Here is a 25,201-nt window from a genome sequence, read left to right on the forward strand (position 1 = left end):
GGGCCACTGCCCCCGCCGTGGACGACGAGGGCAGGGCCGTGACCGGAACGAGTGAATGCGGTCCTGGGATGATGGTGTCACCCGGAGGCCGCAAAAGCACAGCCGCCGGGTCACGGGACCCGGCGGCTGTTTCGGAAGTCGCGGCGGGTCAGCTCGCTACGCGTACGGCGAGCGCGTCACCGATCTCGTCGGTCGTCCGCGCGGCCGCGGAGCCGTCACGCCCGGCGAGGTCGGCCGCGACGGCCTCCTCGATCCGGATGGCCTCGGCGTCGAGGCCGAGGTGGCGCAGCAGCAGGGCGACGGACAGGACGGTGGCGGTGGGGTCGGCCTTCCCCTGGCCCGCGATGTCCGGCGCGGAGCCGTGCACCGGCTCGAACATCGAGGGGAACGCGCGGTCCGGGTTGATGTTCGCGGACGCGGCCAGGCCGATGCCCCCGCTGATGGCGGCGGCCAGGTCGGTGAGGATGTCACCGAAGAGGTTGTCGGTCACGATCACGTCGAAGCGCTCGGGCTGGGTGACGAAGAAGATCGTCGCGGCGTCGACGTGCAGGTAGTCGGTGGTGACCTCGGGGAACTCCTGGCCGACCCGGTCGAAGATGTTCTTCCACAGGTGGCCGGCGTAGACGAGGACGTTGTTCTTGTGGACCAGCGTCAGCTTCTTGCGGGGACGGGCGGCGGCGCGCGCGTACGCGTCCCTGACGACCCGCTCGACGCCGTACGCCGTGTTGAGGCTCACTTCCGTGGCCACCTCGGCGGGGGTGCCGGTGCGCAGCGAACCTCCGTTGCCCGTGTACGGGCCTTCGGTGCCCTCGCGGACGACGACGAAGTCGATGTCGGGGCGGCCGGCCAGCGGGGTGGCGGTGTTCGGGAAGAGCTTCGACGGGCGCAGGTTCACGTAGTGGTCGAAGGCGAAGCGCAGCTTGAGGAGGAGGCCGCGCTCCAGGACGCCGGACGGCACGCTCGGGTCGCCGATCGCGCCGAGCAGGATGGCGTCGTGGCCCTTGAGGGCTTCGAGGTCCGCGTCCGGGAGGGTCTCCCCGGTCCGGTGCCAGCGCCCCGCGCCGAGGTCGTACTCCTTGGTCTCCAGCTTCACATCCTGCGGGAGGACGGCACGCAGGACCTTCAGGCCCTGGGCGACGACCTCCTGACCGATGCCGTCACCGGGGATCACTGCGAGATTGATGCTGCGAGACATAGCGGCACCCTACTCTGCGTCCCATGGATTGACATCGCGTGTCCATTCCCTGGACACGGATGTCAGATCCCTGGAGGCTGCGGCCTGTTGGCGGCGCGTGCGGTCGCGGTCCCGTCCGCGGCGGCGCCCGCGGCTCAGTGGCCGGTCGAGCCGCCGTTGTCCCTGCGGTCGAGGGCGCGCTGGAGCGCGGCGGCGGCGTTCTTGCGGTCGGACTCGCTCGTACGGGGAGTGTGACGGACGCGGCGGACGGTGGTCTCGGCCATGTTGATCGACTCCTTGGGGCAGCGGAGAGCGGGGACGCGCGGCGCGAAAGGCCGCGGGATGCGTCTGCGAGGCGCCGGAAGGGGCGGTGCGGTATGCGCGGCAGGGGTTGCCTGCGTGGGGGCGCGTGCCGTCGACCGCGTTCGCTCGATGAAGCGAGACGTTCGGCTCATTCCAAGCTAGGCGAGCCGCGCCGCCCTGTCTTCTATTTACTCGGACTTCCTACTATCTGAGACGGCGATCATGGAACAACGCCGGGCGGCGTCCGGGCGAATGCCGAGAAGCCGCCCGGAGACCGCCGGGCATCCGCCGGGCATCGGCCGCGCGCGGGCCGGGAGGACACCCCCTGGGCAGCCGTTTCCGCCCGGCGGCCGGGGGCACCCGGACAGCGGAGGTTCACCATGGACGCAGGGACGGTTTCACACAGTGGCCGGGGCAAGGCACAACAGGCGGCGAACAGCCCGGTGATGGACGGGGCGGCCCGCTGGGGGTTCGCCGCACGGGGCGTGATCTACCTGCTGATCGGGATCCTGGCGCTGCGGATCGCGTTCGGCGGGGGCGGTGAGCAGGCCGACCGCGGGGGCGCGCTCGCCGAGCTGGCGAAGCAGCCGATGGGGTCGGTCCTGCTGTGGGCCCTCGGGATCGGCATGGTCGGGATGGCGCTGTGGCGGTTGTCGGAGGCGATCGTGGGCGCGGCGGGCCCCGACGGGCGGAAGCCGGGCAAGCGGCTGATGTCGGCGGGCCGCTTCCTCTTCTACGGCTTTGTCGCCTACTCGGTCCTGGCATTCGCCGCCGGTGAGAAGAGCAGCGGCAGCGGGTCGGGCGACCAGGAGTCGCAGGACATCACCGCCCGGGCGCTGAACTGGCCCGGCGGTCAGTGGATCGTGGGGATCGCGGGCGTAGGCATCGTGGCCGCGGGCCTCTGGATCGGCGCGCGTGCGGTGATGCGCTCGTACCACAAGCACCTGAAGCTCGGCGAGATGTCGCACCGGACCCGGAAGCTCGTCGACGTGACCGGCGTCGGCGGGGGCGCGGGGCGCGGGATCCTGTTCGCCGCGATCGGCGGGTTCGTGATCCAGGCGGCCGTGACGTACGAGCCGGACAAGGCCAAGGGCTTCGACGACACCCTGCGCTCGTTCACCGACACCCCGGCCGGCCCCTGGCTGCTGGCGCTCGTCGCGACGGGACTGGTGCTGTTCGGCGTCTTCTCGTTCGCGATGGCGCGCTGGCGCCGGGTCTGACGGCCCGCCGGCCGCACCCCGGACGCGTCCCCCGCCTCCGCACCGGCGCCCCTCTCCCGTACGGAGGCATGACACCGCCCCCGCTCCGGAGGGGGGCGCCGGTGCGGGGGCGGGGGTGTGAGGGGCCCCGGGGGCCCTGGGCCGTCAGCCCATGTGCGGGTAGCGGTGGTCCGTCGGCGGGACCAGCGTCTCCTTGATGGCGCGGGTGAGGGTCCAGCGCATCAGGTTCTGCGGGGCGCCCGCCTTGTCGTTGGTGCCGGACGCGCGGCCGCCGCCGAAGGGCTGCTGGCCGACGACGGCGCCGGTGGACTTGTCGTTGATGTAGAAGTTGCCGGCCGCGTACCGCAGCTTCTCCATCGTCCGGGCGGCCGCCGCGCGGTCGTTGGCGATGACCGAGCCGGTCAGCGCGTAGGCCGAGACCGACTCCAGCTGCGTGAGGACGCTGTCGTAGTCGGCGTCCTCGTACACGTGCACCGCGAGGATCGGGCCGAAGTACTCGGTCGTGAAGACCTCGTTCTCCGGGTCGGTGCAGACGATGACCGTCGGCCGGACGAAGTACCCGACCGAGTCGTCGTACGTCCCGCCGGCGACGATCGTGCAGGAGGGGTCGGCGGCGGCCCGGTCGATCGCGGCCTTGTTCTTCGCGAAGGCGCGCTCGTCGATGACCGCGCCCATGAAGTTCCCGAGGTCGGTGACGTCGCCCATGGTGAGCGAGTCGACCTCGGCGGCGAACCGCTCCTTGAAGCCGTCGTTCCAGATCGACGCGGGGATGTACGCGCGCGAGGACGCCGAGCACTTCTGGCCCTGGTACTCGAACGAACCCCGGGTCAGCGCGGTCTTGAGGATCGCCGGGTCGGCGCTCGGGTGCGCGACGACGAAGTCCTTGCCGCCGGTCTCGCCGACGATCCGCGGGTACGAGCGGTACGTCTCGATGTTGTTGCCGACCGTCTTCCACAGGTGCTGGAAGGTCTTGGTCGAGCCGGTGAAGTGGATCCCGGCCAGGTCGCGGTGGTTCAGCGCCACCTCGGAGACGGCGAGGCCGTCGCCCGTCACCAGGTTGATGACGCCCTTCGGCAGCCCGGCCTCCTCCAGCAGCTCCATCAGCAGCACGGCCGCCAGGGTCTGGGTGGGCGAGGGCTTCCAGACGACGACGTTGCCCATCAGCGCGGGCGCGGTGGGCAGGTTGCCCGCGATGGCGGAGAAGTTGAACGGCGTGATCGCGTAGACGAAGCCTTCGAGCGGGCGGTGGTCGAGCCGGTTCCACACGCCGGGCGAGTTGGCCGGCGGCTGCTCGGCGAGCAGGTCACGGGCGTACGAGACGTTGAAGCGCCAGAAGTCGACCAGCTCGCAGGGGCAGTCGATCTCGGCCTGCTGCGCGGTCTTCGACTGGCCGAGCATGGTCGCGGCGGCCAGCGTCTCGCGCCAGGGGCCCGCCAGCAGCTCGGCGGCGCGCAGGATGATCGCCGCGCGGTCGTCGAAGGCCATGGCGCGCCAGGCCGGGGCGGCGGCGAGGGCCGCGTCGACGGCGTCCTTCGCGTCCTGCTCGGTGGCGCCGGCGAACGTACCGAGCACCGCGTCGTGGCGGTGGGGCTGGACGACGTCGACCCGGGCGCCGCCGCCCATCCGCTTCACGCCGCCGATGGTCATCGGCAGGTCGACGGGGTTCTCGGCCAGTTCCTTGAGCTTGGCCTCCAGGAGGGCGCGCTCGGGCGATCCCGGGGCGTAGCCGTGCACCGGTTCGTTGACCGGCGTCGGAACCTGTGTCACAGCGTCCATGGGTGGCGGATCTCCTTCAGCGGCTTCAACGGATTCAGCGGCTTGGTCGGCTTCCTCGGCGTCATGTGCTTCGTCAGCCTCGTCGGCGGGGCGGTCGGGGTGTGTCAGCCACGGCTGACGACCGAGCGCAGGAAGAACGCGAGGTTGGCGGGGCGCTCGGCGAGGCGGCGCATGAAGTAGCCGTACCAGTCGGTGCCGTACGCGATGTACACACGCACCCGGTGGCCCTCGGCGGCCAGCCGCGCCTGCTCGGCCTCGCGGATGCCGTACAGCATCTGGAACTCGTACGCGTCGGGCTTGCGGCCCGCGCGGTACGCGAGGTCCTGGGCGATCGCGACGATCCGGGGGTCGTGGGTGCCGACCATCGGGTAACCGGCGCCCTCCATCAGGATCCGCAGGCTCCGGATGTACGCCTTGTCGACGTCGGCCTTGTCCTGGTACGCGACGGAGGCGGGCTCCTTGTAGGCGCCCTTCACGAGCCGTACCCGCGCGCCCGCGTCCGCCAGCGCGCGGCAGTCGTCCTCCGTACGGAAGAGGTACGACTGCACGACGGCGCCGGTCAGCGGGTAGTCGCGGCGGACCTCGGCGTGGATCGCGAGCGTCGAGTCGACGGTGGTGTGGTCCTCCATGTCGAGGGTGACCGTGGTGCCGATGGCGTCGGCGGCCTCGACGACGGCGGTGACGTTCTTGAGCGCGAGGTCGTGCCCGCCGGGCAGGGCCTGGCCGAAGGAGGAGAGCTTCACCGACATCTCGGCGCGGGGCCCCAGGTCCAGCGGCTCCAGGGCCTCGACCAGCCGCAGGTAGGCGTCCCGGGCGCGCAGCGCCTCCGCCGGGTCGGTGACGTCCTCGCCGAGGACGTCGAGGGTGACCTCCAGGCCGCGCGCCGCCATGGACCGGACGACGGGCGTGGTCTCCTCGACCGACTCACCGGCGATGAAACGGTCCACCACGGGCTTGGTGACCGGCGCGGCCGACACGGCGCGGCGCAGGGAGCCGCTGCGCGAGGCGGCCAGGATCACGGGACCCAGCACGGGGCACCTCCACGGTGAGGACGAGCGCCCGGTGCGTTCGGGTGCGTTCGGGCGTCGGCTCAAAATCTAGGGAGCGGTCCGATCCTCTGCCATCGACAGCTGTCACGCATCCGTGGGCGGGATCTCATACATCTGTCTGAGAGCGGTGCGAGAATGTCTGGATGAAAGGCGATTACCAGGACCTGGTGGACGAGATCTCGGCGCTGCTCGGCGTCCCCGCGACGCTGGAGAACCGCGACTTCGGGCTGATCGCCTTCGGCGCGCACGACACCGAGGACGACACGGCGATGGACCCGGTCAGGACCCGGTCGATCGTGACGAGGAAGTCCACCCCCGCGGTGCGCGCGTGGTTCGAGGGCTTCGGCATCGCGCGGGCCACCGGCCCCGTCCGCATCCCGGCGGCCCCGGACGCGGGGGTCTTCCGGGGCCGGATCTGCCTGCCCGTGCGCCACCGGGGCATGGTGCTCGGGTACGTGTGGCTGCTGGACGACTCCGACCCGGGCCCGGACACCGCCCGGCTGGCGACGGCCATGGAGGTGACCGCCCGGATCGGCGACCTGCTCGCCGAGGAGGTCAAGGCGGGCACGGACCTGGCCCGCGAACTGCGCGCGGTGCTGACCGCCGGGCCCGGCTGGCAGCGCGAGACGGCGCTGACCGCGCTGCGCACGGCGCTGGGACCCGGCGCGGAGGGGCAGCACGTGGTGGTGTGCGTGGCGCCGTGGCGCGACGAGGAGCCGTCGGTACGGGCGGTGCCGGGCACCGCCGCGCTCTGCACGCTCCCCCGGGACGGCCTGCCGTACGGCGCCGGGGTGGCGCTGGCCCTGCTCGTACGACTGCGCTCGCCGGACGCCCTCGCCCCGGCGCTCGCGGCGGTGGCCCGGCTGCGCGGGAGCGCGGGCGAGGACACGGCGGCCGGCGCCTCGGCCCCCCGGCGCGGCCCGGCGCAACTGCCCGAGGCCTGGCACGAGGCGGTCGCGGCGGCCCGCGCGGCGGTGGCCCGGCCCCGCCTGGGCCCGGTCGCCCAGTGGCCGTCGATCGGCCCGTACCGTCTGCTCACCGCCCTGCCCGCCACCCCCGACCCGGCGATCGCCCCGCTCCTGACCCCGGCCCACACCGAACTGGCCCACACCGCCGAGGTCTTCCTCGACTGCGCGGGCCAGGCGGGCCGCACGGCGGCAGCCCTGGGCATCCACCGCCAGACCCTGTACTACCGCCTGTCCCGCATCGAACACCTGACAGGCCTGACCCTCACCTCCGGCGAGGACCGCCTGCTCCTGCACATGGGCCTGAAGGCGGCCCGGCTCTGAGCCCTGCCCGGGCGGACGGGCCGAGGGGGTGTCAGTGAGGGGTGCGACGATCCGGGGCATGACGCGAACTGCTTTCGACTGGCGGCCCTTTCTTGTGCGGTGGAGCGAGGAGTGGGCGGACGCGTGCGAGCCCGGCAAGCTGTACGAGGAGGACCAACGGGCGAAGGACACACGGTGGTTGGGCTTCGCGCCCGCCTCCGCGGCTCGGATCGGGGCGCTGGAGGAGCGGCTCGGACGCCGACTGCCGCCGTCGTACCGGACGTTCCTGGAGGTCAGTGACGGGTGGCGGCACGCGGGCGGCTTCATCGAACTGCTCGCCGGGACCGAGGCGGCCCGGTGGTTCGAGGACGAGGGCGGCTTCGGCGCGTGGTACCGCGAGGACCTGCGCGAGGATTCCACCCCGGAGGAGGTCCTGTTCGCCGGCATGTGGGAGCGCGCGCTGCAACTGGACGTGGAGTCGGACCTCACGTACGTCCTGCTGGATCCGCTGGACGTGGACGCCGACGGCGAGTGGGCCGTCCACTGCTACCGCAGCTGGGCGGGTGACATGCCGGTACGGTACGCGTCCTTCCGGGAGTTCATGGAGGCGATGCACCGCGAGTTCCACCAGCTCCGGGCGGGCGAGAGCCGGACGGGGCGGGAGTTCGCCAACGCCACCACACGGGAGTGGGACGCCGCCGTCGAGGAGGGCCGGCGCGCCGCGCTGCGCGGCGAACACGCGGCGGCCGAGCGGGCGTTCGCCCGCGCGGAGAGCTACGGCAGGCCCTGGGCGAAGGCGCTCGGCGACCAGATCCGATGGCTGTGCGGGAACACGTATCTCGCGGACTTCGGGGAACTGAGGGCCGACCCGGTCTACGCGCCCGACGTACTGGCGGTCCTCGCCGACGAACACGTCAGGAACGGGCACGGCGACGGGGTGTGGTCGTACCACTTCCGGTCCGCCTCGGACGAGGTCCGCGCGACGGGGGACGCCCTCCTCCGGGAGGTGCGGGAGGGAAGCTTCCGCTACCGCGCGCCCGGCCCGTTCGGCGAGGCGGTCGACGTCGCGCGGGAGCAGGCCCGCCGGGGCGACACCGACGCGGCGTGGCGCACGCTCCTGACGGCGCTGCCGCGATGGTCCCCGCCGGGTCCCGACCTCCTCGCACCGATCGGTCTGCTCGCGGACCGGATCCTGGGGCCCGTGCTCACCCCGGAGCGCGGGCGGGAGTTGCTGGCCACCCCGCGGGGCAGCGCGGCCACCGCCGGGCCGGGCGCCGCGTCGCGCTGAACGGACCGATGACGCCGCGGGAGGCCTGGCGCGCGCTGCGTCTGAGCGGGGAGATACCGGCGTCGCTGGAACCCGGCGACCCGCGAGGGCCTGGCGCAGCACAGCGCCGGACGGCCCTTGAGGGCGGGCCGGCCGGCGCTGGGGGCGTGTGCCTGGGGGGTCAGTCGGTGAGGTTCACCGTGCGGGCCGAGGCCGCGCCGATCTCCTCGGAGATCTCCGCCAGGACCGCGGGCGGGACGTTGTCGTCCACCGTGAGGACCACGACCGCCTCGCCGCCCTCCTCCGCGCGGGAGACCTGCATGCCCGCGATGTTCAGGCCGGCCTCGCCGAGGATGCGGCCGACCGTGCCGACGACGCCCGGGCGGTCGTGGTAGCGGAGCACGACCATGTGGTCGGCGAGGGCCAGGTCGATGTCGTAGTCGCCGATGGCGACGATCTTCTGGAGGTGCTTGGGGCCCGCCAGGGTGCCGGAGACCGATACCTCCTCGCCGCCCGCGAGCGTGCCGCGGACGGTGACCACGTTGCGGTGGTTCGGCGACTCGCTGGAGGTGGTGAGCCGTACCTCGACGCCGCGCTCCTGCGCGAACAGCGGCGCGTTGACGTAGCTGACCGTCTCGGCGACGACGTCCTCGAACACGCCCTTGAGCGCGGACAGTTCGAGCACCTTCACGTCGTGCTGGGTGATCTCGCCGTACACCTCGACGTCGAGCCGGACCGCGACCTCGCCCGCGAGGGCGGTGAAGATGCGGCCGAGCTTCTCGGCGAGCGGCAGGCCGGGCCGTACGTCCTCGGCGATCACGCCGCCCTGGACGTTGACCGCGTCGGGGACCAGCTCACCGGCGAGCGCCAGGCGTACGGAACGCGCGACCGCGACGCCCGCCTTCTCCTGCGCCTCGTCGGTGGACGCGCCGAGGTGCGGGGTGGCGACGACCTGGTCGAACTCGAAGAGCGGGGAGTCCGTGCAGGGCTCCTTCGCGTACACGTCCAGGCCGGCGCCCGCCACGCGGCCCTCCTTGAGGGCGGCGGCGAGCGCCACCTCGTCCACGATCCCGCCGCGCGCGGCGTTCACGATCCGGACGGACGGCTTGACCTTGTGCAGCGCGTCGTCGCCGATCAGGCCCAGCGTCTCGGGGGTCTTGGGGAGGTGGACGGTGATGAAGTCGGAGACCGCGAGCAGTTCGTCCAGCGTGAGGAGCTTGACGCCCATCTGCGCGGCGCGGGCCGGCTGCACGTAGGGGTCGTACGCGACGATGTTCATGCCGAACGCGGACATGCGCTGCGCGACGAGGACCCCGATGCGGCCGAGGCCGACGACCCCGAGGGTCTTCTCGCTCAGCTCGACGCCCGTGTACTTGGAGCGCTTCCACTCGCCGTTCTTGAGCGCGGTGTTGGCCTGCGGGATGTGCCGCGCGGTGGCGATCAGCAGACCGCAGGCCAGCTCGGCGGCGGTGACGATGTTGGAGGTCGGCGCGTTCACGACCATCACGCCCGCCTTGGTGGCGGCGGAGACGTCGACGTTGTCCAGGCCCACCCCGGCGCGGGCGACCACGCGCAGCTTGCGCGCCGCGGCGATGGCCTCGGCGTCGACCTTGGTGGCGGAGCGGACGAGGATCGCGTCCACATCGGCGATGGCGGGCAGCAACTCCGCGCGGTCGGCGCCGTTGCAGTGCCGGATCTCGAAGTCCGGGCCGAGCGCGTCGACCGTGGCGGGCGAAAGCTCTTCAGCGATGAGTACGACAGGTTTCGAGCTCACGTGAGTCCTCACAAGTCCCATTGCGGACGGCCGTCCCGACGGCCGCATGCGGTGGAGGTCTGACCGCGAAGACGCACGACGCTGTGGGCCTGACGCGTTTGTGTTGAGCAGTGTAGTGCTGTCGCCGGGTGTGGACTTCCGTCTTCGGCGACTGCGTCACCCGTACGGGAGCCGGTTCGAAAGGCGCCCCCGGGCGCACCCCGCGAGCGGCACGCGCCCCCGGGCGCCGGGCGGGCGCGAGGCCCGTCCGGCGCCCGGGGGCGACCCCGGCCCGGAGGTCCGGTCACGCGTCGGCGTCGACCCAGCTCATGAGCTTGCGCAGTTCCGCGCCGGTGGTGGCGAGGAGGCTGTCGCTGTCGGCCTTCTTGTACTCGTTGTACTTCTTCAGGCCACCGTGGTACTCGTCCATCCACGTCTGGGCGAAGGACCCGTCCTGGATCTCGGCGAGGATCTTCTTCATCTCGGCCTTGGTCTGGTCCGTGATGATCCGCGGACCCGTGACGTAGTCGCCCCACTCGGCGGTCTCGGACACCGACCAGCGCATCTTCTCCAGACCGCCCTCGTACATGAGGTCCACGATCAGCTTCAGCTCGTGCAGGCACTCGAAGTACGCGATCTCCGGCTGGTAGCCGGCCTCGGTCAGCGTCTCGAAGCCCGCCTTGACCAGCGCCGCCGTACCGCCGCAGAGCACCGCCTGCTCACCGAACAGGTCCGTCTCGGTCTCCTCGGTGAACGTCGTCTTGATGACGCCCGCGCGGGTACCGCCGATCCCCTTCGCGTACGAGAGCGCGAGCGCGAACGCCTTGCCCGAGAAGTCCTGCTCGACGGCGGCGATGCAGGGCACGCCGCGGCCTTCCTCGTACTGGCGGCGCACCAGGTGACCCGGGCCCTTGGGCGCGACCATCGCCACGTCGACGTTGGCGGGCGGCTTGATGAAGCCGTAGCGGATGTTCAGGCCGTGGCCGAAGAACAGCGCGTCGCCGTCCTTGAGCTGGTCCTTGATGGACTCCTCGTAGATCTTGCCCTGGAGCGGGTCCGGGACCAGGATCATGATCACGTCGGCCTCGGCGGCGGCCTCCGCCACCGACACCACGCGCAGCCCCTCCTCCTCGGCCTTCGCCTTGGACGTGGAGCCCTCGTGCAGACCGACCCTGACGTCGACACCCGAGTCACGCAGCGACAGCGCGTGGGCGTGGCCCTGGCTGCCGTAGCCGATGACCGCGACCTTGCGGTTCTGGATGATGGACAAGTCGGCGTCGTCGTCGTAGAACAGCTCGGCCACTGGCTTTTCTCCTTGGTGTACTTCTGCGGGGGTGGTTCGTCGTGCTTTCCCACCGTACGACGGGTGGGGTGGGGCGGCGCTCCCGGTCTCGCGATGCGAACTCCGGGCAGCGCCCGTTGCTACCGGGCGCTACACGCCGCGTCCGGGAACTACGCGCTGCGGTCGAGGGCTCGCAGGCTGCGGTCCGTGATGGACCGCGCGCCACGCCCTATGGCGATGGTCCCCGACTGGACCAGCTCCTTGACGCCGAACTGCTCCAGCATCTTGAGCATCGCGTCGAGCTTGTCGCTCGATCCGGTGGCCTCGATCGTGACGGCGTCGGGTGAGACGTCCACGGTCTTGGCACGGAACAGCTGGACGATCTCGACGATCTGGGAGCGGGTCTCGTTGTCGGCGCGCACCTTCACCAGGACCAGTTCGCGCTGGATCGCCGCGTTCGGCTCCAACTCGACGATCTTGAGGACGTTGACCAGCTTGTTGAGCTGCTTCGTGACCTGTTCCAGGGGCAGTCCGTCGACATTCACCACGATGGTGATGCGGGAGATGTCGGGGTGCTCGGTGACACCGACGGCGAGCGAGTCGATGTTGAAGCCGCGGCGGGAGAACAGGGCGGCGATCCGGGCGAGGATGCCGGGCGTGTTCTCGACCAGGACGGAGAGGGTGTGCTTCGTGGACATGTCTGTCTCTCTCGTGCTCTCTCTGGGGCTCTCGGGTCTCGGCTCAGTCGTCCAGGTTCTCGCCGAAGTCGGGGCGGACGCCGAGGGCGGCCATGACCTCGTCGTTGGAGGTGCCGGCGGCGACCATCGGCCAGACCTGGGCGTCCTCGTGGACGATGAAGTCCACGACGACCGGCCGGTCGTTGATCGAGTTGGCCTTGGCGATCACCGCGTCCAGCTCCTCCGGGGACTCGCAGCGCATCGCGACGCAGCCCATGGCCTCCGCCAGCTTCACGAAGTCGGGGATGCGGGTGCCGCGGCAGACCTCGCCGTCGGAGTCCTTGCCGGAGTGCAGGACGGTATTGGAGTAGCGCTCGTTGTAGAAGAGGGTCTGCCACTGGCGGACCATCCCGAGCGCCCCGTTGTTGATGATCGCGACCTTGATCGGGATGTTGTTGACGGCGCAGGTGGCCAACTCCTGGTTGGTCATCTGGAAGCAGCCGTCGCCGTCGATCGCCCAGACGGTACGGTCCGGCTGTCCGGCCTTCGCGCCCATCGCGGCGGGCACCGCGTACCCCATCGTCCCGGCGCCGCCCGAGTTGAGCCAGGTGGCCGGCTGCTCGTAGTCGATGAAGTGGGCGGCCCACATCTGGTGTTGGCCGACGCCCGCCGCGTAGATGGTGTCGTCGGGGGCGAGTTGGCCGATGCGCTGGATGACCTGCTGCGGGGACAGGCTGCCGTCGTCGGGCTGCGTGTAGCCGAGGGGGTAGGTGTCGCGCCAGCGGGAGAGGTCCTTCCACCAGGCGCTGTAGTCACCGGTGTTGCCCTCGGTGTGCTCGGCCTGGACGGCCTGGACGAGGTCGGCCAGGACCTCGCGGGCGTCCCCGACGATCGGGACGTCCGCGGCGCGGTTCTTGCCGATCTCGGCCGGGTCGATGTCGGCGTGCACGATCTTGGCGTACGGCGCGAAGCTGTCCAGCTTGCCGGTGACGCGGTCGTCGAAACGGGCTCCGAGGGCGACGATCAGGTCGGCCTTCTGCAACGCGGTGACGGCGGTGACCGCACCGTGCATGCCCGGCATTCCCACGTGCAGGGGGTGACTGTCGGGGAACGAACCCAGCGCCATCAGGGTGGTGGTGACGGGGGCTCCGGTCAGCTCGGCGAGCACGCGCAACTCGGCGGTGGCGCCGGCCTTCATGACCCCGCCGCCGACGTACAGGACCGGGCGCTTGGCCGCGGCGAGCAGCTTGGCGGCCTCGCGGATCTGCTTGGCGTGCGGCTTGGTGACGGGGCGGTAGCCGGGGAGGTCGAGGACGGGGGGCCAGCTGAAGGTGGTACGGGCCTGGAGGGCGTCCTTGGCGATGTCGACCAGGACAGGGCCCGGGCGGCCGGTGGACGCGATGTGGAAGGCCTCCGCGATGGTCCGCGGGATGTCCTCGGCCTTGGTCACCAGGAAGTTGTGCTTCGTGATCGGCATGGTGATACCGACGATGTCCGCCTCCTGGAAGGCGTCCGTCCCGATCGCCGCGCTCGCCACCTGCCCGGTGATCGCGACCAGCGGCACCGAATCCATGTGCGCGTCCGCGATCGGCGTCACCAGATTCGTCGCCCCCGGACCCGACGTCGCCATGCACACCCCGACCTTGCCGGTCGCCTGGGCGTACCCGGTGGCCGCGTGACCCGCCCCCTGCTCATGGCGGACCAGCACATGACGCACCCGCGTCGAATCCATCATCGGGTCATAGGCGGGGAGGATCGCACCGCCCGGGATACCGAACACCGTGTCGGCTCCCACTTCCTCCAGCGAGCGGATGAGGGACTGCGCGCCCGTGACGTGCTCAACGGCGGCGGAGGACGGTCCGGCGGTACGGGCCCGCGGCTGCGGATGGTGGGCCCCGGTGGCCTGGTCGGTCATCGGCATTCTCTTCTCGAAGCTGGAGGTGTTCGCGAGGGTTTGGGCGGTATCGGTGCAACAAAAAACCCCTCGTGCCGGGAGGCAGGCGAGGGGAGCGCGTCGGGTGCGGTCTGCGGAGCCGGTACGGGCTCTGCTTCAGCCGACGCGCTTGCCAAGTACGAGAATTCGGGTGCGCATGGCAATGACCCTCCCTCCGGCGCGCCACGGCTGTCAAGTGGGTGGGACGGGCGTCTCATTATTTGAGCGGCTGGCCGGGATGGAGGGGTACGGGATCCGGTCACCGCCCGGCGGGCGGGTGTGGCGGACGGGCAGCGAGCCGCCGCTCAGGACGGGGCGCGGGACGCCCTGGGCGCCCGGGAGACCGCCCGGCAGCGGGTACGTGCCCCGCACCAGGGCCCGGCGCAGCCGGAACTCGTCGAGCGGCCCGGAGAAGGCCATCCCCAGGCCGTGGGTACAGCCCATGGCGCGCAGGGCCACCACCTGCTCGGGAAGGTCGACGCCCTCCGCGACCGACTCCAGGCCGAGGTCGCCGGCGATCTTGAGCAGCCCGGTGGTGATCTTGTGCAGCCGGGCGGACTCGACGACTCCGTCGACCAGCCCGCGGTCCAGTTTCAGGATGTCCACGGGGAGCCGGCGCAGGGCGTTGATGGCCGCGTACCCGCTGCCGAAGCCGTCGAGCGCGATCCGTACCCCGAGCCGGCGCAGGGACAGGAGGCGGTGCTCCAGCTCGTCCAGGGAGCTGCGCGGGTCGCTGTCGGCCAGCTCGATCACCAGGGCCCCCGAGGGCAGGCCGTGGCGGGCGAGGAGCGTCTCCACGGAGCCGAGGGGCAGGGACCGGTCGAGCAGCCTGCGGGCCGGGAGCCGGACGACGACCGGGGCGGGGTGGCCGAGCGCGGTGCGCTCGGCGGCCTGGGTGACGGCCTCTTCGAGGAGCCAGCGGCTCAGCTCGGCGGTGCGGTCGCCGTCGTCGGCGACGCGCAGGATCTCGGCGGGCGTGGAGAGGATGCCCTGCGCGGTGCGCCAGCGCGCCTGGGCGGCGACGGAACAGATCCGGCCGGTGGCCAGGTGGACGACGGGCTGGTGCAGGAGGGCGAACTCGCCGTCGTGCAGGGCGGTGCGCAGCCGGGCCGCCAGCTCCGTCCTGCGGACGACGTCGGCCTGCATCTGCGGCGCGTACAGCTCGACGCGGTCCTTGCCGCCGGCCTTGGCCCGGTACATGGCGAGGTCGGCGTTGCGCATCAGGTCGGTGGGGGTGATGCCGGGCTCGGCGAAGGCGACGCCGATGGAGGCGGCGACCCGGACATCGTTGCCTTCGATGCGGTACGGCTGGGAGAGCTGGAGGCGCAGGCGGTCGGCGATCTCGTGGACCAGGTACTCCCGGGCGGTCTGGTCGTCGCCGCCGTCGCCGAGGACGATCGCCGCGAACTCGTCGCCGCCGAGGCGGGCCACGGTGTCCTCGGCGCGGACGGAGTCCTGGAGGCGGCGGGCGGCCCGGACCAGCAGCTCGTCGCCGACCTGGTGGCCCAGCCGGTCGTTGACGCTCTTGAAGCCGTCGAGGTCGATGAAGAGGACAGCCGTGCCGGGGTCGGTCGCGCGGCGGCCGGACAGGGCGAGCCGGACGCGCTCGGTGAACAGGGCGCGGTTGGGCAGGTCGGTGAGCGGGTCGTGCTCGGCGTTGTGCTGCAACTGCGCCTGGAGGCGGACCCGCTCGGTGACGTCCCGGCTGTTGAAGATCAGGCCGCCCTCGTGGCGGTTGACGGTGGACTCCACGTTGAGCCAGTCGCCGGTGCCGGACTTGAAGCGGCACTCGATCCGGGTGGTGGGCTCCTCGGCGGGGGGCGCGGCCAGAAATCGCCGTACCTCGTGGTGCACCCGGCCCAGGTCGTCCGGGTGGATGATCGTGGCCAGTTCGGCGCCGACGAGGGCCTCGGCGTCGCGTCCGTAGACGCCGGTCGCGGCGGGGCTGACGTAGCGCAGGGTGCCGGAGGGCGCGGCGATCATGATGACGTCGCTGGAGCCCTGGACCAGGGAGCGGAAGTGGTTCTCCTTCTGGGCCAGTTCATGGGTGAGCGCGATGTTCTCGACCAGCATGATGCCCTGCCGGACGACCAGGGCGAGCACGACCGTGGAGCCGGTGAGGACCACCACCCGGTCCACCCGGCGGCCCTCGATGACGTTGTAGAGGATCCCGAGCGTGCAGACGGCGGCGGCGAGGTAGGGCGTGAGCGCGGCGAGGGAGCTCGCGATGGGGCGGCCGGAAGGGCGGACGGCGGGGCCCTGGAGGAGGACGGGGGGCGGCGGGTCCGGGGCCGCGTCCGCGACGCGGCGCACGCCCCAGGGCGCGTACGCGAGGAGGAGGGAGCCGGCGAACCAGCCGGCGTCCAGGAGCTGTCCCGAGCGGTACGTGGCCCTCAGCAGCGGCGAGGTGAACAGGGCGTCGCACACCACGGTCAGCGCGAGGGCCGCGATGGCGGTGTTCACCGCGGAGCGGCTGCCCGTGGAGCGCCGGAAGTGCAGGGCGAGCACCATGCTGACGAGCACGATGTCGAGCAGCGGGTAGGCGAGGGACAGGGCGGCCTGGGCGACGCTCTCGCCGCGGAAGTGCGCGTTGTGGGCGAGGGCGAGGCTCCAGGAGAGGGTCAGCAGCGAGCCGCCGATGAGCCAGGAGTCGAGGGCCAGGCAGACCCAGCCGGCCTTCGTGACAGGGCGCTTGGCGAGGACGAGCAGCCCCACGATGGCGGGCGGCGCGAAGCAGAGGAAGAAGAGGTCGGCGAGGGACAGGCCGGGTACGGGCCGGTCGAGGACCACCTCGTACCAGCCCCAGACGGCGTTGCCGCAGGAGGCCATGGCGGAGGACAGCGAGAAGAGCAGCCAGGCGGGGCGGAAGCGCCGGTCGCGGCCGCGGGCGTAGAGGAAGCAGGAGACGGCCGCGATCCCGGCGGCGAGGCTCAGCCCGAAGTCGCCCATTATCAGGGCCAGTTCCGGCGATCCCCAGCCGAGGGCGGCGCCCGCCGCGTACCCCCCGCAGATCAGGGCGAGGAGGAGTTGGGAGAGGAGCCCCGTACCGACTCCGCCCGGGGTGGGCCGGTGGGCGGGGAGCACGCCCTCGGCGCTCACCGGAGCGTCCCCGGGAGCGTCGCTGTCACCGCCGCGGGGCCCGGTCCGTGCGTCGCGGGTCCCGGGGTCCCCGGGGCCGGGGCCGCGGTCCGGGCAGCGGGCGTCAGAGTGTCCGGGGGTCGCCGTCGGCGGCCCTGCCGCGTCGGATGGTCGGTCCATCGCCCGTGCATCGCCCGTCGCCCCCCTCGCTGTCTGATCACCCACCGCGCCGCGCCTCCGCGCGTCGCGACCCCCAGATCGGGACGATACACCAGTCTCGTCACTCAGGGACATAGCACTTCTACTCTCCGTCACCAGCAGGGGAGTTGCGGGTACCGGGTGTATCCACGGCGCGGCCCGCGCGGGTCAGCGGCCTGTGGTGTGCACCACGTTGTGCGGTTCCTCCCCCGCCGCGAACCGGGTCAGCTGTCCGGCGAGCAGCCGCTTGGCACGGGGCAGGAAGGCGGAGGTGGACCCGCCCACGTGCGGACTGATGAGAACACCCGGAGCATGCCAGAGCGGATGCCCCGCGGGGAGCGGTTCAGGCTCGGTGACGTCGAGCGCGGCCCTGATCCTTCCGCTTTCCAGCTCGCCCAGGAGCGCCTTGGTGTCGACGACGGCGCCGCGCGCCACGTTCACGAGGAGCGCGCCGTCCTTCATGCGGGCCAGGAACTCCGCGTCTGCCAGGCCCTTCGTCTCCTCGGTGAGCGGCGTCGAGAGGATCACGACGTCGGCGTCGGGGAGCAGGGCGGGCAGCGCGTCGAGCGGGTGGACCTCACCGCGCCCCGTGGTGCGGGCGGAGCGCGCGACGCGCGCCACCCGCGCACACTCGAACGGAGTGAGCCGGTCCTCGATGGCGGCGCCGATCGACCCGTACCCGACGATCAGTACCGACTTGTCGGCGAGGGAGGGGTAGAAGCCGGACCGCCACTCCTCGCGCTCCTGGCCCGCGACGAAGCCGGGGACTCCCCGCAGCGAGGCGAGCACCAGGGTGAGGGCCAGTTCGGCGGTGCTGGCCTCGTGGACGCCCTTCGCGTTGCACAGCCGTACGCCGGCGGGCAGGCCCGCGAGTCCCGGCAGCACGTGGTCGGTGCCGGCGGACAGCGTCTGCACGACCCGTACGGACGTCATCCGCGCGAGCGGCCGGACGGCGATCTCCTGGCCCTTCATGTAAGGGACCACGTAGAAGGCGCAGTCGGCGGGATCCGCGGGGAAGTCCGCCGCGCCGTCCCAGTGGACGTAGCGCGGTCCGGAGGGGAGCCCTTCGATCTCGTCCGCCGGTATCGGGAGCCAGATGTCTGAAGTCATGGCCAGGAGGCTATGCGAAGGACCATGGGGTTAGCGTGTGGGCGGAACGAGAAGGGATACGGCGGTTGGAGCGCAGGACCATCGGTGCGGCGGCCCTCGACGTGGGCGCGATCGGCCTCGGCTGCGCGCCGATGAGCTGGGCGTACACCGCCTCGGAGCAGCGCGGCGACCGGTCGTTGCGGGCCGTGCACGCGGCGCTCGACGCCGGGACGAGCCTGCTCGACACGGCCGACATGTACGGGCCGTTCACCAACGAGCTGTTGTTGGGGCGGGTCGTCGGGGAGCGGCGGTCCGAGATCTTCGTCTCCACCAAGTGCGGTCTGCTGGTGGGTGACCGGCACCTGGTCGCCAACGGCAGCCCCCGGTACGTGAAGCGGGCCTGTGACGCCTCCCTGCGGCGGTTGCGGACCGACGTGATCGATCTGTACCAACTCCACCGCGCGGACCCGGAGATACCCGTCGAGGAGACGTGGGGGGCCATGGCGGAGCTGGTGGGCGCGGGGAAGGTACGGGCGCTCGGGCTGTGCGCGGTGGAGGCCGGTCCCACGGCGTCGCGGGCCTTCCGCCGGGGCGCGCGGGCGCGGCCGTACGAGGCGACCGTACGGCAGTTGGAGCGGGTGCAGCAGGTCTTCCCGGTGAGCGCGGTCGAGGCCGAGCTGTCCCTGTGGTCGCCGGAGGCGCTGGAGCGGCTGCTGCCGTGGTGCGAGGCGCGGGGGGTGGGGTTCCTGGCGGCGATGCCGCTGGGCAGCGGGTTCCTGACGGGGACGCTCACGCCGGGGCAGGGCTTCGAGCCGGACGACGTACGGGCCAGGCATCCGCGGTTCACGGCGGAGATGATGGCCGCGAACCAGCCTCTGGTGGCGGGGATACGGCGGGTCGCGGAGCGGCACGGCGCGACCCCGGCGCAGGTCGCGCTGGCCTGGGTGCTGGGCCGGGGGCCGCACGTGGTGCCGGTGCCGGGGACCAAGCGGGCGGAGTGGGCGGTGGAGAACGCGGGCGCGTCGGGGCTGGCGCTGACGGCGGCGGACCTGGCGGAGCTGGCCGGACTCCCGGCGGCGCGCGGGTCCTGGGACTGAGGCGGGGCGGGAGCGCGGAGGCGGTCCGGCGGGGCAAGTCGGCGGTGCGGGGGCGGGCGGCGGTGTAAGAACAGGAGGGACCGCAGCGCCCGCCCGCCGAAGGGATCAGAACCGTGCAACGTTCCGCAGTGACGGCCGTATGGGCCGCCGCCGTTCTTCTCGTGGCCACCGGGTGCTCCGGGGGCGGGGACGGACCGCGGACCGGCCGGATCCCGGTCGCCACGCCGAGTACGCAGGGGACGGCCGCCGGGGCGTCGGCCGGCGCGCCGTCCACCGGCGCGGAGGCGAGCGAGTCGGCGGCTCCCGCGAAGGGCTCCGCCCGGGTGGTGCGGACGCTCACCGAGGGGCTCAAGTCCCCCTGGGGGCTGGCCGCCCTGCCCGACGGCGACCTGCTGGTGTCCTCGCGGGACGAGGGCACGCTCACCCGCGTCGCGCAGGACAGCGGGAAGCAGACCGTGATCGGCTCGGTGCCCGGCGTCTCCCCCGCCGGCGAGGGCGGCCTGCTGGGGATCGCGCTCTCCCCCTCGTACGCCTCGGACCACCTGGTGTACGCGTACTTCACGACGGAGTCGGACAACCGCATCGCGCGCCTGCGCTACGACGAGACCCGGCCGGCCGGGGAGCAGCTGGGCGCGCCGGACACGATCCTGCGGTCGATCCCCAAGGGCGCGATCCACAACGGCGGCCGGATCGCCTTCGGCCCCGACAAGATGCTCTACGCGGGCACCGGCGAGACGGGCGAGACGGGGCTCGCGCAGGACATGAAGTCGCTGGCGGGCAAGATCCTGCGGATGACGCCGGACGGGACGCCCGCGCCCGGCAACCCGGTGCCCGGCTCGCTGGTGTACTCGCCGGGCCACCGCAACGTGCAGGGCCTGGCCTGGGACTCGCGGGGCCGGCTGTGGGCGGCGGAGTTCGGGCAGAACACCTGGGACGAGCTGAACCTGATCGAGCCGGGGAAGAACTACGGCTGGCCGGACGTGGAAGGGAAGGCGGGGAAGGCCGGGTTCGTGGACCCGGTGGTCCAGTGGCGGACGAGCGAGGCCTCGCCGAGCGGGATCGCCTACGCGCGCGGCTCGATCTGGATGGCGGGACTGCGCGGCGAGCGGCTCTGGCGGATTCCGCTGGACGGGCGGGAATCCGCGGCGGCGCCCCAGGCGTTCTTCGAGGGGCAGTACGGCCGTCTGCGCACCGTTCTCGCGGTGGGCGGCGCCACGGTGTGGTTGGTGACCAGCGAAACGGACACCAGGGGGACACCGCGGCCGGGGGACGACAAGATCCTCCGGCTGGAGGTCTCATGACTACGCGTAGCGAGAAGGTGGACCGTCCGTGTTCAACATGATCGAGCAGCTCTTCGCGCCCGGCCGCAAGCACACCCACGAGGAACAGAAGCGCCTGGAGCTCAGCCGGGTCGACGTCGACGCGAACGACCCGGGGCGGGGTCCGATAGACCTCGCCTCCGGGAAGGTCACGATACGGGTCCCCGACGAGGCGTCCGGGCCGTCGGAGGCGGCGGAGCCGTCCGACGCGCCCGGGACCCCGCCGGGGACCGGGGGTCAGTGACCCGCCGCGCTCACGATGAGGTCGGTGATCTCACGGGGGTGCGTCACGAGCGAGAGGTGCCCGGAGTCCAGCTCGACGGTCCGGGCGCCCATGCGCTGGGCGACGAAGCGCTGGAGGTCCGGTGACGCCGTCCGGTCCCGCTTGGAGACGGCGTACCAGGACGGCTTGTCCCGCCAGGCGGCCGCGGTGGTCCGGGTGGCGAACAGGTCCTGGGCGATGCGGCCCTGGACGACGTACAGCGCCCGTGCCGTGTCCTGGTCCACGCCGTTGGCGAAGTCGTCGAGGAACGCCTCCTCGGTGAGCTGTCCGAAGCCGTCCCGAAAGACGAGCCCGGCGGACGCGGGCGGGGTCGGGAACCGCGCCGCCAGCGCCCCGTAGTCCTCGCCCGCCTCCGGGGCGCGGGCGGCGACGTACACGAGGGACGTCACGGCCGGGTGGTCGCCCGCCTGGCTGATGACGACCCCTCCGTAGGAGTGCGCGGCGAGGACGGTCGGCCCGTCCTGGAGGTCCAGGACGCGGCGCGTGGCGTCGACGTCGGCGGCGACCGAGGACAGCGGGTTCTGGACGGACGTGACCGTGAAGCCCTTGGCCTGGAGCCGCTTGATCACCTCGGTCCAGGAGGACCCGTCGGTGTAGGCGCCGTGCACCAGCACCACGTTGCGGGCGCGCGGGGCGGGGGTGGCCGGGGGCGTGGCGGAGGGGGCGGGGGCGTGCGCGGCGGGGGTGTGGGGGGCGGCGGAGGCGGGGGTCGCGGCGAGGAGGCCGGCGGCCGGGGCGGCGACCGCGGCGGCGGAGAAGGTACGTCGATCGATCACGGGCGGGACTTCCTTCGTACGGGGGGTGATGTCCTGCCCGAAGCATTTCGCGCGGCGGCGGTTCGCCCGGCACCGGGGTGACCGTGCCGGGCGCCGGCCGCCGGGCCGGCCCTCGGGCCCTCAGGCCACCGGGTCGCCGAAGAGCCGCAGCCGGTGCGCCGTCGCCGCGGCCTCCGTGCGGCCCGAGACGCCGAGCTTCCCCAGGATGTTGGAGACGTGCACACTCGCGGTCTTCGGCGAGATGTACAGCTCCTCCGCGATCCGGCGGTTGGTGTGCCCCGCGGCGACCAGCCGCAGCACGTCCTGTTCGCGCGGCGTCAGGCCCAGGGCCCGTACGGGATCGGTGTCGTCGGCCGTGGGATCGCCCTCGCCGGGCGCGGCGTCGAGGCCGATACGGGCCCGCGCGGCGAGCTGCGCGGTCTCCTCGGCCAGCGGGCGGGCGCCGAGCCCGGCGGCGAGCGCGTGCGCCCGGGCCAGCGGGCCGGCCGCCGCCGACCGGTTCCCGTGGGCGTCCAGCAGGGCGGCGGCCCAGCCGCACTGCGCCACCGCCGTCTCGTAGGGCCGCCCGGCCCGCTCGAAGGCGAGCGCCGCCCGCCCCCACAGCTCCGGGTCCGTACGGCCCTCGGCGCGGGCCAGTTCGGCGTCGAGCAGCAGACCGTACGCCTGCCACACGGGCACGACCGTCGGCAGCCGCTTGGCCTCCGCGCGGACGGCGGCCAGGATCCGCGCCCGGCCGCCCGCCGACCCCGGCAGGCCCAGCGCCCCGGCCTCCATCGCCACGGCCGCGCACAGCAGCGGGAGCGCGTACCGCTGGGTGCCCGGCGGGAAGCCGCGCCCGACGGCCTGCTCGAACTCGGCGCGCGCGTCGGCGAGCCGGCCCTCCCGCGCGGCGACGCACATCGCCATCCGCGACAGCGAGATCGAGTGCTGTGGCTGGGGGTCGTGGGTGCCGTAGAAGGCGCGGGCGGCGTCCACCTGGACCCGCGCCTGCGTCAGGTCGCCCCGGCGCAGGGCCAGTTCGGCGCGCCGGTCGGCGATCAGGCCGCGGGTCTTGCGGGAGTGCGCGAGCCCGGCCGCCTCGTCGAGGATCCGGTCGGCCTCGGTCCAGCGGCCCAGCGAGGTGAGCGACTGGGCGAGGTTGCCGCGCACCCAGCCCTCCGAGTTGGCCAGCCCCCGCTGGTGGCAGTGCGCGATCGCCAGTTCGGCGGCGGCGACCGCCTCCGCAGAACGCCCCATGGCCTCCAGCGTGGAGGGCAGGTTGGTGCCCGCGCGGCCGATGACGCCGACCTCGCCGATCTCCACGGCCCGGTCGCGCACCGCGTACATCTCGGCGAGGCCCTCCTCGACACCGCCCGCGTCGGCGGTGAGCCAGCCGCGGGTGAGGCGGGCGTGCAGCTCGATGGTCTCGGCGCCGACCAGCTCCGCGTACTCGACGGCGCGGGTCGCGGCGGCCAGTGCCTCGGGGCCGGGCCGGTGCAGCGCGCCCCAGCTCGCGATGTTGACGAGGATGTCGGCGTGCACGGCCGACGGCGGCAGGCCGCGTACCAGCTCCTGGGCGGTGGCGAGTTCGTCCCAGCCGTCGCCGCGCGTCAGTTCCTGCGTGAGCCGGGAGCGCTGGGTCCAGAACCACGCGGCGCGCAGCGGGTCGGTGTCCCGCTCCAGGACCCGTACGGCCTTCTTGGAGAGGGCGAGGGCCCGTTCGCGGTCGCCGCCGAAGCGGGCGGCGACGGTCGCCTCCGCCATCAGGTCGAGGTACGAGAGCGCGGAGGTCTTCGTCCCGCTCGCGCACGCGGGGTAGACCTCGGCGTCGTCCGGCGGCCGCAGGGTCGCGAGGACCTCGGGCGGGGCGTCGTCCCACAGCTCCATGGCCCGCTCCAGCAGGCGCAGTTGCTCGGAGTAGGCGTAGCGCCGGCGCGCCTCGACGGCGGCGCTCAGGACGACGGGCAGGGCCTTGGCCGCGTCGTGCGCGTTGTACCAGTACCCGGCGAGGCGCGTAGTGCGCACGTCCACGCAGACCCCGCCCGGATCGGCCTCCAGGGCCTCCGCGTACCGGCGGTTGAGCCGGGAGCGCTCGCCGGGGAGCAGGTCGTCGCTGACCGCCTCGCGGACCAGCGAGTGGCGGAAGCGGTAGCTGTTGTCGTCCACCGGGAGCAGGATGTTGGCGCCCACGGCGAGCCGCAGCGCCTCGATGAGGTCGTCCTCGGCGAGCCGCGAGACGGCGAGCAGCAGCGGGTGTTCGACGGTGGTGCCGCCCTCGGCGACGATCCGTACGACCCGCTGGGCGTGGTCGGGCAGCGCCTCGACCCGGACGAGCAGGACGTCGCGCAGGGACTCGGTCAGTCCTGGGCTGCATCCGGTGCCGTACGAGCAGGCCAGCTCCTCGACGAAGAAGGCGTTGCCGTCGGAGCGGGTGAAGATCTCGTCGAGCAGGGCCGCGCCCGGTTCGGCGGCGAGGATGCCGGCGAGCTGGGTGGCGACCTCGGCGCGGGTGAAGCGGGAGAGTTCGAGGTGGCGGACGGACCGCAGGCGGTCCAGCTCGGCCAGGAGCGGGCGCAGCGGGTGGCGGCGGTGGATGTCGTCGGCGCGGTAGGTGGCGATCACGACGAGGCGGCCGCGGCGCAGCGCGCGGAAGAGGTAGGCGAGGAGGTTCCGGGTGGAGGCGTCGGACCAGTGCAGGTCCTCCAGGACGAGCACCACCGTACGGTCGGCCGCCAGCCGCTCCAGCAGCCGGACGGTCAGTTCGAAGAGGCGGGCCGTGGCGTCCTCGCCGAGGGCTTCGCGCCCGGACTGTCCCAACTCGGGCAGGATGCGCGCCAGTTCGCCTTCCTGGCCGTCGGCCGCCGCGATGAGTTCGTCGGGCAGGCGGCGCAGGAGCGAGCGCAGGGCGGTGGAGAAGGGCGCGAAGGGCAGGCCGTCGGCGCCGATCTCGACGCAGCCGCCGACGGCGACGACGGCCCCGCGGGAGCAGGCGGTGTCGACCAGTTCCTCGACCAGGCGGGTCTTGCCGACGCCGGCCTCGCCGCTGACGAGCAGGGCCTGCGGCTCGCCGGCGTCGGCGCGGGCGAGCGCGGCGGTGAGGGCGGTGAGTTCCCCGGTTCTGCCGACGAACACGGGGCTGACGGACCTGGTATCCACACGGCCGAGCATCGCACAACCGCCCGAGGCCGGCGTACCGGTTTGTCCGTGCCCCCGGAGCGCGGGGAGGGGCGCGCGCACCGGCGCGGCCGCGAGGGCTCGCGCCGGTGCGGGGGCCGGGCTCATGCCGCGGGCGCGAAGCGGTCGCGCGGGGAGTTCACCGGCCCCTTCCCGGCGTCCCTGGCGGCCCGCCGCGCCTCGCGGCGGGCGGCGCGGGCCTCCTGGAGGAGCCGCTCCCGGGCGGCCCGGCGCAGCAGTTCCTCGGTGTGGATCCTCTGGAGTTCGTACGCGAACATGGTGTGCCCCCTGATGCGAAGGTTCCGGCGTCTTGCGATGCCTCCACCTTCGTCGCCCAGGGGGTTCGCGGGCATCGGGAGAGTGCCGCATTTCCCGGCCCCGGGGGCCTTAGGCGCGGGGCGGGAGCGGAGTACGGGCGGGGCCGCGGCGGTCCGGGCATAGGGACGGCCTAAGGCCCCGGCGGCGATGTGCGCGCGAGGGCCTCAGGCCGGAAAGGAAGGGCGGAC

Annotated in this window: 19 protein-coding genes; 6 read left to right on the forward strand and 13 right to left on the reverse strand. The window is 72.9% G+C overall.

What is annotated here, in order from left to right; translation table 11 throughout:
• Positions 1 to 148 precede the first annotated feature (148 nt).
• Both HA039_RS09410 and HA039_RS34360 read right to left on the reverse strand, forming a co-directional pair.
• A complete protein-coding gene (locus HA039_RS09410) occupies positions 149 to 1,195 on the reverse strand; it encodes a 3-isopropylmalate dehydrogenase (RefSeq protein WP_167026605.1) in 1,047 nt (348 codons plus the stop codon).
• 134 nt (positions 1,196 to 1,329) lie between these two features.
• Positions 1,330 to 1,458 carry a hypothetical protein gene (locus tag HA039_RS34360; protein ID WP_093602575.1) on the reverse strand — a complete coding sequence of 43 codons (129 nt, stop codon included), beginning with the start codon at positions 1,456 to 1,458 and terminating at the stop codon, positions 1,330 to 1,332.
• Positions 1,459 to 1,857: 399 nt separating this feature from the next.
• Between HA039_RS34360 and HA039_RS09415 the strand changes: the two genes are divergently transcribed.
• Positions 1,858 to 2,697, forward strand: a complete 840-nt coding sequence (locus HA039_RS09415; protein WP_208298573.1) for a DUF1206 domain-containing protein — start codon at positions 1,858 to 1,860, stop codon at positions 2,695 to 2,697.
• Positions 2,698 to 2,841: 144 nt separating this feature from the next.
• On the opposite strand, the gene pruA is transcribed toward HA039_RS09415, so the two are convergent.
• Together pruA and HA039_RS09425 are read right to left on the reverse strand one after the other, a co-directional pair.
• Entirely contained in the window at positions 2,842 to 4,473 is a 1,632-nt protein-coding gene (pruA, locus tag HA039_RS09420; RefSeq protein ID WP_167026608.1) for an L-glutamate gamma-semialdehyde dehydrogenase, read from the reverse strand.
• 104 nt (positions 4,474 to 4,577) lie between these two features.
• The gene (locus tag HA039_RS09425; protein WP_167026611.1) at positions 4,578 to 5,504 is read right to left on the reverse strand and encodes a proline dehydrogenase family protein; all 927 of its coding nucleotides are present in this window, start codon (positions 5,502 to 5,504) and stop codon (positions 4,578 to 4,580) included.
• Between the two features lie 161 nt (positions 5,505 to 5,665).
• On the opposite strand from HA039_RS09425, the gene HA039_RS09430 reads away from it, so the two are divergent.
• Both HA039_RS09430 and HA039_RS09435 read left to right on the forward strand, forming a co-directional pair.
• Positions 5,666 to 6,811, forward strand: a complete 1,146-nt coding sequence (locus tag HA039_RS09430; protein ID WP_167026614.1) for a PucR family transcriptional regulator — start codon at positions 5,666 to 5,668, stop codon at positions 6,809 to 6,811.
• A gap of 58 nt (positions 6,812 to 6,869) precedes the next feature.
• Positions 6,870 to 8,078 carry an SMI1/KNR4 family protein gene (locus HA039_RS09435; protein WP_167026617.1) on the forward strand — a complete coding sequence of 403 codons (1,209 nt, stop codon included), beginning with the start codon at positions 6,870 to 6,872 and terminating at the stop codon, positions 8,076 to 8,078.
• Between the two features lie 160 nt (positions 8,079 to 8,238).
• On the opposite strand, the gene serA is transcribed toward HA039_RS09435, so the two are convergent.
• The 6 genes from serA to HA039_RS09465 form a co-directional block, all read right to left on the reverse strand.
• Complete coding sequence (gene serA / locus HA039_RS09440; RefSeq protein ID WP_167026620.1) at positions 8,239 to 9,831, reverse strand: phosphoglycerate dehydrogenase; 1,593 nt, start codon at positions 9,829 to 9,831, stop codon at positions 8,239 to 8,241.
• A gap of 283 nt (positions 9,832 to 10,114) precedes the next feature.
• Positions 10,115 to 11,113 carry a ketol-acid reductoisomerase gene (gene ilvC / locus HA039_RS09445; protein WP_167026623.1) on the reverse strand — a complete coding sequence of 333 codons (999 nt, stop codon included), beginning with the start codon at positions 11,111 to 11,113 and terminating at the stop codon, positions 10,115 to 10,117.
• Between the two features lie 149 nt (positions 11,114 to 11,262).
• Entirely contained in the window at positions 11,263 to 11,790 is a 528-nt protein-coding gene (ilvN, locus tag HA039_RS09450) for an acetolactate synthase small subunit (RefSeq protein ID WP_161311117.1), read from the reverse strand.
• Between the two features lie 43 nt (positions 11,791 to 11,833).
• On the reverse strand, positions 11,834 to 13,684 hold the full coding sequence (locus HA039_RS09455) for an acetolactate synthase large subunit (protein WP_167026626.1): 1,851 nt from the start codon (positions 13,682 to 13,684) through the stop codon (positions 11,834 to 11,836).
• Between the two features lie 210 nt (positions 13,685 to 13,894).
• Positions 13,895 to 16,801 carry a putative bifunctional diguanylate cyclase/phosphodiesterase gene (locus tag HA039_RS09460; RefSeq protein WP_167026629.1) on the reverse strand — a complete coding sequence of 969 codons (2,907 nt, stop codon included), beginning with the start codon at positions 16,799 to 16,801 and terminating at the stop codon, positions 13,895 to 13,897.
• Between the two features lie 345 nt (positions 16,802 to 17,146).
• On the reverse strand, positions 17,147 to 18,088 hold the full coding sequence (locus tag HA039_RS09465; protein WP_167026632.1) for a 2-hydroxyacid dehydrogenase: 942 nt from the start codon (positions 18,086 to 18,088) through the stop codon (positions 17,147 to 17,149).
• A gap of 65 nt (positions 18,089 to 18,153) precedes the next feature.
• Between HA039_RS09465 and HA039_RS09470 the strand changes: the two genes are divergently transcribed.
• The 3 genes from HA039_RS09470 (at position 18,154) to HA039_RS09480 (ending at position 20,727) form a co-directional block, all read left to right on the forward strand.
• Positions 18,154 to 19,164 carry an aldo/keto reductase gene (locus HA039_RS09470; protein ID WP_167026636.1) on the forward strand — a complete coding sequence of 337 codons (1,011 nt, stop codon included), beginning with the start codon at positions 18,154 to 18,156 and terminating at the stop codon, positions 19,162 to 19,164.
• 113 nt (positions 19,165 to 19,277) lie between these two features.
• Positions 19,278 to 20,465: a PQQ-dependent sugar dehydrogenase gene (locus tag HA039_RS09475; RefSeq protein WP_243869295.1), complete on the forward strand. Its 1,188-nt coding sequence runs from the start codon at positions 19,278 to 19,280 to the stop codon at positions 20,463 to 20,465.
• A 37-nt stretch (positions 20,466 to 20,502) separates the two neighbouring features.
• A complete protein-coding gene (locus HA039_RS09480; protein ID WP_243870032.1) occupies positions 20,503 to 20,727 on the forward strand; it encodes a DUF6191 domain-containing protein in 225 nt (74 codons plus the stop codon).
• Here HA039_RS09480 and HA039_RS09485 read toward each other — a convergent pair.
• The 3 genes from HA039_RS09485 to HA039_RS09495 form a co-directional block, all read right to left on the reverse strand.
• Positions 20,721 to 21,542, reverse strand: coding sequence for an alpha/beta fold hydrolase (locus HA039_RS09485; protein WP_167026642.1), 822 nt, complete (start codon positions 21,540 to 21,542; stop codon positions 20,721 to 20,723). The two genes, HA039_RS09480 and HA039_RS09485, sit on opposite strands and share 7 nt — an antisense overlap.
• A 120-nt stretch (positions 21,543 to 21,662) precedes the next feature.
• Positions 21,663 to 24,803, reverse strand: coding sequence for a helix-turn-helix transcriptional regulator (locus HA039_RS09490; protein ID WP_425086324.1), 3,141 nt, complete (start codon positions 24,801 to 24,803; stop codon positions 21,663 to 21,665).
• Positions 24,800 to 24,973 carry a hypothetical protein gene (locus HA039_RS09495; protein WP_167026648.1) on the reverse strand — a complete coding sequence of 58 codons (174 nt, stop codon included), beginning with the start codon at positions 24,971 to 24,973 and terminating at the stop codon, positions 24,800 to 24,802. The genes HA039_RS09490 and HA039_RS09495 overlap by 4 nt, the downstream gene beginning before the upstream one ends.
• Between the last annotated feature and the right edge of the window lie 228 nt (positions 24,974 to 25,201).

The sequence above is a fragment of the Streptomyces liangshanensis genome (assembly GCF_011694815.1).
Lineage (GTDB): Bacteria > Actinomycetota > Actinomycetes > Streptomycetales > Streptomycetaceae > Streptomyces > Streptomyces liangshanensis.